Genomic DNA, 11,923 nt, shown 5'->3' with positions numbered 1-11,923 from the left:
AAGCTGCAAGCTTCAAGCCGCAAGAAAAAAGCGGGACCTCGCAGGCCCCGCTTTCGCTTGTAGCTTGCCGCTTAGTCGGCGAGTTTGTAAGCGATGATGTAATCGCCCATTTTGGTGCCCAGCGAACCGTGGCCGCCGGCGACGATCAGCACGTACTGCTTGCCGTCCTTGCCGGTGTAGGTCATCGGCGTGGCTTGGCCGCCCGCTGGCAGGCGGGCTTTCCACAGCTCCTTGCCATTGTTCACGTCATAAGCACGCAGGTACTGGTCCAGAGTGCCGCTGAGGAAGCCGACACCACCGGCAGTGACGATCGAGCCGCCCATGCTCGGCACGCCTACCGGCATGCCGATCGGTATCGGCGTGCTGTCACGGGTGGTGCCGTTCTTGCGCTTCCACACCACTTTGTTGGTGAACAGGTCGATGGCCGCCACGTAACCCCAGGCCGGTGCCTGGCACGGCACGCCCAGCGGCGACATGAACGGGTGCATGATCACGGCGTAAGGCGCGCCTGTGTTGGGCTGCACACCGCTGGTTTCGCTTTCGCGCTTGCTGCCGGCGGCAACCTGTTCGCGCGGCACCATCTTCGACACGAAGGCCATGTAGTTGGGCGAGGTGAACAGCAGTTGGCGCACCGGGTCGACCGAGACGCCGCCCCAGTTGAACACACCCACGTTGCCTGGGTAGACCAGCGAGCCTTGCTCGGACGGCGGGGTGTACTGGCCCTCATAGCGCAGTTCGCGGAACTGGATGCGGCACAGCATCTGGTCGAACGGTGTGGCACCCCACATGGCCTGTTCGGTCAGGTCCGGGCCGAGCAGATTGAGGTCGGAGCGGGCCTGGGTCGGTGCAGTGTGGTCACCCTTGACCGCACCTTGCGGTACAGGGATCTCGCGGATCGGCACGATGGGGGTACCGTCGCGGCGGTCGAGCACGTACAGGCTGCCCTGCTTGGTCGGTACGATGATCGCAGGCTTGACGCCTTCCTTGGTCTTCAGATGAACCAGGGTGGGCTGGCTGCCAACGTCCATGTCCCACAGGTCGTGGTGGGTGAACTGGTAGTTCCAGCGCGCCTTGCCGGTAGCAAGGTCCAGGGCGACCACGCCTGCGCTGTACTTCTCCGCACCCGGGGTACGGTTGGCGCCATACTGGTCGGGTGTCTGGTTGCCCAGCGGCAGGTAGACCATGCCCAGGTCTTCATCGACGCTGGCCAGCGACCACATGTTGGCCGAGTTGCGGCTGTAGGTCTTGCCCGGGGCCAGTGGCTGGGTGTCTTCAGGGTTGTTGCTGTCCCAGTTCCAGACCAGGCGGCCATCGTGCACGTCATAGGCGCGGATCACCCCGGAAGGCTCGTTGGTCGACTCGTTGTCGGTGACATGGCCGCCGATGATCACCAGGCTGCGGGTGACCGCCACCGGCGAGGTGGAGTAATAACCGCCGGCGGTGAACGGGCCGATACCGGTGGTCAGGTCGATCGCGCCTTGGTTGGCGAAGCCTTCGCAGACCTTGCCGTTGTCGGCATTGATGGCGATCAGGCGGGCGTCGGCGGTCGGCAGGTAGAGGCGGCGCGGGCAGGCTTGGGCCACGGCTTGGCCTGCGTCGGAGACTTTCGGCGCCGGGCTGCCGTCGCGGCTGACGTAGTTGTTCTCGTCATAGTACGAAACGCCGCGGCAGGTCATGTGGGCGAAGCCCTTGAACGTACCCACCGGGGTCTTGATCTGCGGGTCGTAGCGCCAGATCTCGGCACCGGTGTCCGGGTCCAGGGCCAGCACCTTGCTGTGGGCGGTGCAGGCATAGAGCATGCCGTTGGCCTTCAGCGGGGTGTTTTCGTTGGTCAACTCGACCGGGTCGTTGTCCGTTGGCAGGTCACCGGTGCGGATGCGCCAGGCTTCTTCCAGGCGGTAGGCATTCTGCGGGGTGATCTGGCGCAGCGGCGAATAACGGTCACCATGCTCGGTGCGGCCATAGGCTTGCCAGTCACCGTCGGGCATGGCCGGTGCGGCACTGCCCATTTCGCTGTTGTCGCGGCCCAGTTCGCCAAACACTTCGCCCGGGTGGGTGAACTGGCTGCCCAGCGCGCAAGCGCCAGAGGCGATCACTGCAATGCTGAGCAGGGCGGTATTGGCCTTGTTGCCCGGGCCGGTCAGCGGGCGGCGTGCCCAAGGCAGCAGCAGCACAACGCCGATGGCGAACCAGATGGCCAGGCGCGGTACCAGTTGCCACCAGTCCAGGCCCACTTCCAGCAGTGCCCATGCCGTGCTGGCCAGCAGCACCAGGCCGTACAGGCCCAGGGCAAGTCGGCGCTGAGCCAGCAGCAGTGCGCCCGAAACGGCAAAGCCGATACCGGCGATCAGGTAATACAGCGACCCGCCGAGCTGGCTGAGCTTGATGCCGCCCGCCAGCAAGGCCAGGCCCATCAATAGCAGCAGTACGCCCATCAGGCGCGGTAGCCAGCGGCTTCCATTCTTGGCACCGTCAGTGCTCATCGTATGTTCTCCGTTAGGTGAAGGGTTGTCAGAAAGTGCTTTGGATCTTCAGGCCGCCGATCAGGGCGTCGTCCACCTGCGACACCCCGCCCGGATGGCGGATGTACTGCAGGTTCGGGCGCACCGTGAGCCAGTCGGCCAGGTGAATGCCGTAATAGAGTTCAGCGCTGTACTCGGTGTCCTGCACGGGCAGGAAACCCGGATTGTCGTAGTCGTCGAGGCCGGCCGCCTGGTTGGCCAGGCGGGCGTTCTTGCGGTAGGCGGGGTTGACGTGCACGCGGGCGAGGGCGAAACCGATGTCGTCCTTGGCGCGGGCATCGAAGGGGCCCTTGTATACCAGTCCTGCCTGCACATAGTTGTCGATGGCATTGGTCTTCTTGTCGTGCATTGTGGCGTTGGCGAACAGGCTCAGGCCGCGCGACTGGTCAGTGGCCAGCGAGGTAACCTGCTGCTGGGCGCCGATCCACAGGCCGTGCTTGCTCGAACTGCTACGGTAGGTGGCGCCACTGATGGCGGCCGGCTGGCCGTTGCTGTCCTTCAGAACATCCTGTGCCTTGGCATTACTGTAGTAGTACCCGGCGCGATATTCCCCTTTCAGGCCATTGACCCGCGGGCTCCACACCAGTTCGATCGGCATTACCGCACCCTGGGTACCGCTGCCGCTGAGTTTGAAACCGTTGCCGGATTCGAGGTTGGAGGGGTTCTGCTCGAACACCCCGACCTGAGCATAGAGGGCGTCGTTGATGTTGTAGCGCACACGTAGCGCCCACTGGCTGACCGGCCAGTTGTACCAGATGCCCCCGACCCAGTTGCCCACCTGCGAGCCGCAGAAGGCCAGGTTCTGGAAGTCGCAGGGGAAACTGTTGAAGTCCTCGCCTTCACCGAAGCGGCCGAATTTCACGTCCAGGGCGCCATCGAAGTATTTCTGCCTGATCCACATCTGGGTCAGCCGCCAGGTTTCACCTCGGCCCCAGACTTCCTGGGCCGAAGTGAAGCCGCCGACCTGCGGGTCGTTGATGCGGTCGTTGCTGATGTTGTCCCCGTGGCGTTCGGTGATGGTCAGCTGCAGTTCGGTGTCTTGCCAGCCCAGGATCTTTTCCAGGTCCAGGTGGCTGCCAAAGGTGAACTGGTCGCTGTAACGCGCGGTGCGGTCGTGGTCGTAACCGCCGTGCAGGTTGCTGCCCATCTCGCCGGTGTAGCCAAGGGTGAAGTCGTAGCCTTTTTCCAGCAGCTCGCTGCGGGTGCCGCCCCAGTCACCAAGCATCCACGGTGAGTCGCTGGCGAACATTTCACTGGCGCTGGTGGTGGACGAAAAACAGGTGGCCAAGGCAATCAGGGCGGTGCCGGTGTAGCGAATGTTGGGCAGTAAGAACATGAGATAGCGCTATCTTTTGATTGTCGAAAAACGGCAAGCGCACCGATGAGCGAGCTCTTCGATGGAAATGGCGACAGGAAAGGTGAGTGAAGCGATTCAGCTTGCGGCGGGGAGGATATAGGGGAAGTTGTAAGAAAAAAAGACAAATTGTCGCAGTTGATTGTTACGCCCACGGTAACAGTGGGGGAATGGGGCGCACAGCGCCCCTTTAAGATCAGAAGGTCGTGCGCAGGCCTACTTCCACACTACGCCCCGGCGCCGGTGCGATATCGCGCAGAATCGAGCTGGCGTAACGCACGGTCTGATCCGTCAGGTTCTCACCGCGCACGAACGCCAGCCACTGGCTCTGGCCGATATCGAAGCGATAACCCACACTCGCTCCCAGGGTGGTGTAACCATCGGTGCTGGTCTCATTCGCCGGCTTGCGATGCTGCGACGCGGCATGCTGCACATCAACGCGTGCCTGCCAACGGTCCAGCTCCCAGACCAGTCCGCTGTTCAGCCGCAAAGGCGCAATGCGCGGCAGCGGCTCGCCACTGTCGAGGTTCTTGGCCCGGGTGTAGTCGCCCGAAAGCTCGAGGGCGAAACTGCCGTAGCGGTTCTCGACCAACTGCCAGCGGTCCTGGGCCTCGATGCCGTAGAAACGCGCCCGCACGCCCTGGTACTGGTACTCAGGGAACCCGCCGTCGTCGTGATCGTGATCGTGGCCATGATCATCGTCGCCATGGTCGTGGTCATGGCCCTCTCGCATGTTGCCCGTGCCGATCAGGCCGATGTAGTTGCGAAAATGGCTGTAGAACACCCCGACGCTGCCCTTGTGGGTGCCATTGTCGAAGCGCAGGGCCAGGTCGGCGGAGATGGCTTTCTCCTTGTTCAGGCTGGCATCACCGACTTCATAAGCCCCGGTGGCGACGTGGGCGCCGTTGGCATACAGCTCGTAGAAGGTCGGGGCACGTTCGGTGTAACCGACGTTGGCAGCGAGCGCCCAGACCGGGTCGAGTTGGTACACCGCCCCCGAAGACAGGCTCAAGGCGTTGAAGCTGCTGGCGCTGTCGGCATCGACGAAGTTTTCGTTGCCTTTGGCATCCGGGTCGACGCGGGTGTGTTCCAGGCGCGCACCCAGGCTCAGGTCGAGGCGCTCGGTGGCCTGCCATTGCTCAAGCATGAACAACGCCAGGCTATCGGTATCGGTGTGCGGCACGAAGGCTTCTTCACCCAGTGCCGAGAATTCATTGCGGCTGACCTGGGCGCCGATCACGCCTTCCAGCGGGCCGATCGGTTGGTGCCTGGCCTCGATACGTGCCTCATAGCCCTTGTTCTTGAAGGTGGTGTGCACTTCGCCTTCTTCGATTTCGCTGTGCTCGTAATCGGTGTAACCGGCATCGACCTTGACCGAGCTGAAAGGGCCCTCGAGGTCACGCAGTTCGGAGGCGAAGCCGTAGTGATCCTGCTTCATGTCCAGGCGCACGCCGGACTCGGCCACCGAGCCGTAGTTACTGTCGTAGCGGCTGTAGGACAGGCCCGCATAGCCGTGATCCCAGTGGTAGGACCCGCCCACTGCGCCGCCATCCTGGCGTCCGTCGCTGTTTTCCAGGCGGTGCTTGCTGCCGGGCTCATCAGCGTCGCGCACTTTCGAGCTGCGGGCGTAGCCTGGGATGCGCAGGTCGTTGAACTGGCGGCTGTTGGCATCCAGGTGCAGGGCGAAGGTGCCGTCACCGGCTTCCAGCTTGCCGGCACTGCTGCGCGTGGTATCGGCACCGCCGTAACGCAGTTCGCCGGCACCGTGAATGCCCTCGATGGGCGCGTCGGGGATGCGGTTGTCGAAGGTATTGACCACCCCGCCGATGGCGTTGCCGCCGTAGAGCAAGGCGGCGGGGCCACGGACGATTTCGACGCGCTCGACGGTGACCGGGTCCAGTGGCACGGCATGGTCGTACGACAGCGCCGAGGCGTCGAGGGCGCCGACGCCGTTACGCAGGATGCGGATACGGTCACCGTCCAGGCCGCGAATCACCGGGCGGCTGGCGCCTGGGCCAAACCAGGTGGAGGCGACGCCAGGCTGTTTGTTGAGGGTTTCGCCCAGGCTGCCATGCTGTTGCTGCAGCAGGTCGTCGCCTTCGAGCACGGTGCTGGGGGCAGCCAGCTCGCGGTTGCCCAGTGGGTTGGCGGTGATGACCTGGGGTTCGAGTTCCACGGCCTGGCTGGGTGATGAAGCGAGCCAGAGGGCGACGGCGAGGGGAGAGAGGCGTAGGGGAGAGAGGCGTAGGGGAGAGTACAACATGGAAAGTGGCGGTCCTTGGCAGAGTCTTTTATATTGTTACTGTATAACATCACTATTTCAGCACAGAGGTTTCAGCGTTTGCCAGCGGTTTTTGTATTGACGGTGCCGCGCCCCCTTCATCACTACACTCGTGTAATGTGCGCATCTTTTTATCCGCGGGAGTACTGGCATGAGCACGGCCAACCACAACGCGCTGCACGGCAAGACCCTCGAGCAGATCCTCACCGAGCTGGTGGCGCACTACCAATGGCAGGGCCTGGCCGAGCGCGTGGATGTGCGCTGCTTCAAGAGCAACCCGACCATCAAGTCGAGCCTGACCTTCCTGCGCAAGACGCCCTGGGCCCGGGAAAAAGTCGAGCAGCTCTACGTGAAACTGCAGCGCAACGCCTGAGATGCCGCGTCATCCCTGGCTGACCCTGGCTGCAGTGCTTGGCTGGCTGGGCCTGGCTGTGCAGGTGTACCTGGTGCTGCTGGCGCGCTGGCAGGAAGCGGCGAGCCTGATCGGCGGGCTGATCAATGTGTTCGGCTATTTCACGGTGTTGACCAATACCTTGGTGGCGACGGTGCTCAGCTATGCGGCGTTCGGCAGGGAATCAGGCGCCAAGCGCTTCTTCCTGTCGCCCTCGGTAAGTTCCGCCGTGGCCGCCAGCATCGTGCTGGTGGCGCTGGCCTACAGCGTGTTGCTGCGGCATCTGTGGCAACCCGAGGGGTGGCAATGGCTGGCGGACGAACTGCTGCACGACGTGATGCCGGCACTGTACATTGCGTACTGGTGGTTCGCCGTGCCCAAGGGGCATTTGCGGCTCTGGCACCTGGGGCCGTGGGCGCTGTACCCGGTGGTGTATTTCGGCTACGCACTGTGGCGGGGGAGTGAGATCGGGGTCTACCCGTATCCGTTCATCGACGTTGCAAGCCTTGGCTACGGGCAGGTCATGCTCAATGCCTTGGGCGTACTGACGGGGTTCTGGGCAATTGCGCTGGTACTGCTTGGGCTCGATCGCTGGCGCGGGCGGCGGCTTGCTCGGCCTGTGCAGGCCCCTTCGCGGGTGAAACCGCGAAAGGACCGGGCCTGACGACGCACATCACTCGTCGTCCGCTGTCCCTTCTGCCCGCCAGTAAGCAGCCGCTTTAAGGGCATCTTCCGGCGCACCTTTCTCCAGCAGCAGCGCCTTGGCCTGCCGGGTCAGCGATTTCTCCAGTGCCACCCAGCTGTACAGCTTGCCCTCAGGCAAGTTCAACCCCTGCACCAGCGCCAGTAAATCCTCATCCCGCTTCACCCAAATGACTTCCACTTCAGCCTTGCTCGGCAGAGGTTGGCGCTCCTGCTCATCCTCGATCTGGATGACCGCCAGCACCCGCCGGCCTGCCGGCAGTTCTTCAAGGCGTCGCCCGATGGCCGCAATGGCTGTTTCGTCACCAATGAGCAGGTAGCTGTCGAAGATATCCGGGACCACCATCGAAGCCCGTGGCCCGGCAATGTTCAGCGTCTGCCCCGGTGCAGCCTGGGCAGCCCAGGTTGATGCAGGGCCATCGCCGTGCAGGACGAAATCGATGTCCAGTTCTTGGTTGACCAGGTCGATGCGCCGCGGCGTGTATTCGCGCATGGTAGGCCGCGCGCCGCCGTCGCGGCCCATATTGCGGGCGTCTATGGCCTGCTGTTGTTCGGCGGTTTCGGCGAACAGCAGTTTGATGTGGTCGTCGCTGCCCAGGCTGGTGAAGCCTTCCAACTCGGCGCCCGTAAGGGTGATGCGGCGCATGCGCGGGGTGAGGTCGGTAACCCGCAGTACCTGCAGGCGGCGCTGGCGGATTTCGTGATTGACGCGGTGGATGGTGTCACTCATGGAGGTTCTCCGTGGCAGGGGCGGCCGGCCCGGCGGCGATGGCCTTGGCAGTGTCGTTGAGCAGGGTGCGGACCCGTTCGATTTCTTCCGCTGTCCAGCGGCCGCTGTGCATGTGCAGGGCATGGCGCAGGTTGCCGACCGCTTCGTGAATTTCTGGCGGGCGGTCGTGGCCACGCAGGGCGCGCTTGCTGACTTCAATGCGCATGCGCACGCCGTCCAGGGCCACGGCTTGATCAGCCAGGGCGGTGCGGCCGGCCTGGGTAATGGCGTAGAGCCGTTTGCTGCCTTGCACCTGGCCGCTGATCAGCTCTGCTTCCTCGAGAAAGTTGAGGGTGGGGTAGATAACCCCGGGGCTGGGCGTGTAGCTGCCATCGAACAAGTTCTCGATCTGGCGGATCAGGTCATAGCCGTGGCCAGGTTGCTCGGCCAGCAGCGACAGCATCAACAGCTTGAGGTCGCCGGGGGCGAATACCCTTGGACCGCGTTCACCCCGGCCGGGGCGGCGTTCGAAGGGGTCGTGGGCGGAATGTTCACGCATGGCAGCGAGGCTCCGTGTGTTTAGATATATCGCAAGATATTACTCAAGATATATCTAAACACAAGCGGTCAAATGCCGATGGTTATCATTTAAATTTTAGATGGGTCACTCGCAAGCATCGCAACCTGCGGCGGTTTGCACGCGTTCGGATTGCCAGGCTCAAGGTACGGCATGAGGATGGGCGCCATCCCCTTGAGCACCTGCACAGGCAGCGCCGAGGTGAACTTGAACGCCTCCGCAGAGCGCCCTGGCACGAAGGCGGTCAGCGTGCCGAAGTGGTTGTCGCCGAGGAAAAACACGAAGGTGGCGGTGCGGTTCAGCGAACGCGAGCCGATCAACCGGCCCCCGGCGCCGAAGCTTTCGATGCGGTTGTCGCCTGTACCGGTCTTGCCGCCCATCACCAGAGGGGTGCCGTCCTGCAGCTTGAAGCTGCCGGAAATACGCCGCGCCGTACCTGCGTCGACCACTTGCGACATGGCGCCTTTGAGTGCCCGGGCCACTTCCACCGGGAGAATTCGCTGGCCACGGTCGGGGTCGCTGTTCAGCCTGGTTTCGTAGGGCGTATCGGCGGCGAAGTGCAGCGTATCGATGCGCAGTGTGGGCAGGCGCACACCGTCGTTCTGAATGATGCCGACCAGCTCGGACAGAGCCGCAGGACGGTCGCCGGAGCTGCCGATGGCGGTGGCCAGTGACGGCACCAGGTGATCGAAGGGGTAACCCACGCTCTTCCAGCGCTGGTGAATATCGAGGAAGGCTTCGATTTCCACCATGGTGCGGATACGGCTGTCCCGGGCACCCTGGTGGCGGCTCTTGAACAGCCAGCCATAGACTTCCTGACGCTCGAAGCGGCTGGCATTGACCATCTCTGTGAGTGAGGCGCTCGGGTTCTTCAGCAGGTAGCCGAGCAGCCACAGGTCCAGCGGGTGAACCTTGGCGATATAGCCTTGATCAGGCAGGTCATATTTGCCTGGGCCGTAGGCCTCGTACATCTCTGCCAGACGGCCATCGGTAAGCCTGCTCAGGGCGACCTTGTCTTCCTTGATGTGCGCGCGGACAAATGCATTGAAGGTTTCCTGGCCAGCCGCCGGGAACAGATAGCGGTGTACTGCGGCCAGGCGCTGCGGCGTGACGCGCATGCTGTCGAGGAAGGTATCCAGGCGTTGCTGGGAGGTTTTGCGCTGGTACTTCCTCCAGAAGCGCATCAGGTAGCTGGTGCCTTCCTTGTCGGCAAAGCGTGCCAGGTATTCCTGGCGGCGCGGGTCCGAATCGTCCTTGAGCAGCGGCACGCGGTTGAATGGCTGCTGGTAGGTCACGTAGCGCACCAGGTCGCGCATCAGGCGAATGAAGGGCAGGTTGATCGACTCGCGCAGGGCTTCTTTGAGGGTCGGGTTGCGCCTGTTGTCCTCCTTGCGGAAGTTGTTGAACACGTGCATGCCGCCGCCGGTGAAGAACGCTTCGCCGGTGTTGGCCGAGTACTTGCGCTCCAGGGCTGCGTCGAGCATGGCATCCAGGCTCTGGTTCTTGCTGTTCAGCGCCAGCCATTCCAGTGACCATTGGGTGATGCGATCGAGCTCGGCGACCTCGACCTTCTTCAGCTCGGCGGCGGGCATGCCAGCGTACTTGTCGTGCAGTTCGGCGATGATCTGCAGATAGGTGGTGAGCACCCGCAGCTTGGCCGTCGAGCCCAGTTCAAGCTTGCTGCCTTCGTTGATGTCGAAGGGCTGGTCGGTGCTGTCAGTCTGTACCCGCACCCGTGAGCCATCGGCGGTGCGTTCGAACAAGGTGAAGCTGTAGCGCACCTGGTCGGTGGTCTTGCTGGTCAGCAGGCGCTCACCGATCAGGCCGATCTGCGCAGCGAATTCAGGGTCGGAGAGGTTCTTCAGGTACTGGCTGACCTGGAGCTGAAGGTCGGCCTGCAAGGTACTCGTTGCCGAGAGGTCAAGGCGGTCCAGGTCATACAGCGGGCGGTTGAGCATGCCTGACAGGCGGTTGCGAGCCAGGCTGATGCCTTTGTTGGTGATGATCGGAACGATGGTCGGTTGTGCCACCCAGTCGCGGTACAGCGCCTTGCTGGCCAACGCTGCGTCGGCCAGGGCGCGCTCGATGATGCCGTTGGCAGCGAGCACGCGGATGTGCGAATCAGTGAGTTCGGCCAGTTCGACGCGGCCCTTGGTCAGGTAATGCGAGGGGCGGCGCTGGGCGATCATCAACGACAGCACCTGACGCAATGCCAAGCCACGTGCGGCCATGCTTTCGGGGTCTGTCGCGGTCGAGGTGAGGGCCTGGTTGACCTGGTCGAAATCGGCGCCGTACCACACACGCAGGCCTTCGGCCATGCCATGCACTTCACCATGGCCTGGTACCGCCGACAGCGGCACGCTGTTGAGGTAGTCGCGCACGATGCGCTGGCGTGCCTCGGTGGTATCAGGCCCGCCCTGGTAGGCGCGCACGCTGGCGGAAATCATCTGGCGGATCTTCTCGGCACCGGAGACCGTCAGGCCGTCCGGGGAATGGCGGTATTTTTCCAGCTGCGTGGCCAGCGTGCTGCCACCGGCGGACTGGCCGGGCAAGGCCAGGTATTTGGCCACCTGGCTGTAGGCGGCCTTGGCGAAGCGCGGCCAGTCGACTGCCGGGTTGTTTTTCGGGTCCTTCGGGTCCAGCAGGTCACGGTTTTCGATGAACAGCAGGCTGTTGACCATCACCGGTGGGATTGCGGCGAAGTTCGGATACAGGTATTGCGGGTAGTTGTACTGGTACAGCGTGTCGCCGCGGCAATCGATGATCGACAATCCGGCCTGGATTTTCTCGATGTAGGGCGCGAACAGGCCGTGGTCCACGTAGTTCATCAAGGCAGGCGAAAACCGTACCTGCTCGCTGATCAGGTAGTCGCGCTTGAGCAGGCGCGGCAGGAACTCGCCCAGCGCGCTATAGCCCAGACGTTTGTCGAACGGCCCCTCGCCGGGGTAGACGATGGCGTCACTGGGCCCCGGCTGCAGTGAATAGGTAAGGGTGCTGGCCAGCTTGCTGAACTCGCGGGACTGCAGGTCGGACGTACGGAACTCGTCATAAGCGGCAAAGCCGATGGCGGTGATCGCCACCAGCAGGATCAGCAGGATCAGCCGCCACCAAAGCCGACGCTGACGTGGGGACTTTGGCTGCGGCGTGTCGGCCAGAGGTGTTTCGGGTGCTTCCGTTCTGGATGGTTCCGATTGCCACAGTGCGCCCATAGTCTTCAATCCGGCCAGGTATTTTCGTCTTGCTTGTCTGAAGCTTAGACGTTGAAGGCAGTAGGTGAAAAATTTGTAGAAAGTGCAGAAACCCGATGTGGGATATGCGCCTTTGGTGTGGGTTTCTTCTTACAACCAAGTTGCTAGGGTAGTGGGGGTGAGCCAGGAGGCAGCGGTA

The 11,923-nt window shown here is 63.0% G+C and carries 8 protein-coding genes; 2 read left to right on the top strand and 6 right to left on the bottom strand.

Features of this window, described 5'->3' with window-relative positions; translation table 11 throughout:
- Positions 1-71: 71 nt before the first annotated feature.
- The 3 genes from ACEWE8_RS18685 to ACEWE8_RS18675 form a co-directional block, all read right to left on the bottom strand.
- Positions 72-2,483 (bottom strand): glucose/quinate/shikimate family membrane-bound PQQ-dependent dehydrogenase, encoded by a 2,412-nt coding sequence (locus ACEWE8_RS18685; RefSeq protein ID WP_046787786.1) that lies wholly within the window; start codon positions 2,481-2,483, stop codon positions 72-74.
- 28 nt (positions 2,484-2,511) lie between these two features.
- Positions 2,512-3,858, bottom strand: coding sequence for a carbohydrate porin (locus tag ACEWE8_RS18680; RefSeq protein WP_046787785.1), 1,347 nt, complete (start codon positions 3,856-3,858; stop codon positions 2,512-2,514).
- Positions 3,859-4,072: 214 nt separating this feature from the next.
- Positions 4,073-6,139, bottom strand: a complete 2,067-nt coding sequence (locus tag ACEWE8_RS18675) for a TonB-dependent receptor (RefSeq protein ID WP_046787784.1) — start codon at positions 6,137-6,139, stop codon at positions 4,073-4,075.
- Between the two features lie 169 nt (positions 6,140-6,308).
- Here ACEWE8_RS18675 and ACEWE8_RS18670 point away from each other — a divergent pair, with 169 nt between their 5' ends.
- Positions 6,309-6,530, top strand: a complete 222-nt coding sequence (locus ACEWE8_RS18670) for a VF530 family DNA-binding protein (protein ID WP_046787783.1) — start codon at positions 6,309-6,311, stop codon at positions 6,528-6,530.
- A gap of 1 nt (position 6,531) precedes the next feature.
- Complete coding sequence (locus tag ACEWE8_RS18665) at positions 6,532-7,212, top strand: Pr6Pr family membrane protein (RefSeq protein WP_046787782.1); 681 nt, start codon at positions 6,532-6,534, stop codon at positions 7,210-7,212.
- Positions 7,213-7,221: 9 nt separating this feature from the next.
- Here the strand turns inward: ACEWE8_RS18665 and ACEWE8_RS18660 are convergent, their stop codons facing one another.
- From ACEWE8_RS18660 to ACEWE8_RS18650, 3 genes are all read right to left on the bottom strand, one after another.
- The gene (locus ACEWE8_RS18660) at positions 7,222-7,980 is read right to left on the bottom strand and encodes a siderophore-interacting protein (protein WP_046787781.1); all 759 of its coding nucleotides are present in this window, start codon (positions 7,978-7,980) and stop codon (positions 7,222-7,224) included.
- Complete coding sequence (locus ACEWE8_RS18655) at positions 7,973-8,518, bottom strand: PadR family transcriptional regulator (RefSeq protein ID WP_039603315.1); 546 nt, start codon at positions 8,516-8,518, stop codon at positions 7,973-7,975. The genes ACEWE8_RS18660 and ACEWE8_RS18655 overlap by 8 nt, the downstream gene beginning before the upstream one ends.
- 89 nt (positions 8,519-8,607) lie before the next feature.
- Positions 8,608-11,745 carry a transglycosylase domain-containing protein gene (locus tag ACEWE8_RS18650; protein ID WP_046787780.1) on the bottom strand — a complete coding sequence of 1,046 codons (3,138 nt, stop codon included), beginning with the start codon at positions 11,743-11,745 and terminating at the stop codon, positions 8,608-8,610.
- Positions 11,746-11,923: the final 178 nt, after the last annotated feature.

This window comes from Pseudomonas sp. TR47 (assembly GCF_044143025.1).
Lineage (GTDB): Bacteria > Pseudomonadota > Gammaproteobacteria > Pseudomonadales > Pseudomonadaceae > Aquipseudomonas > Aquipseudomonas putida_E.
This window is presented reverse-complemented; position numbering and strand designations above follow the sequence as displayed.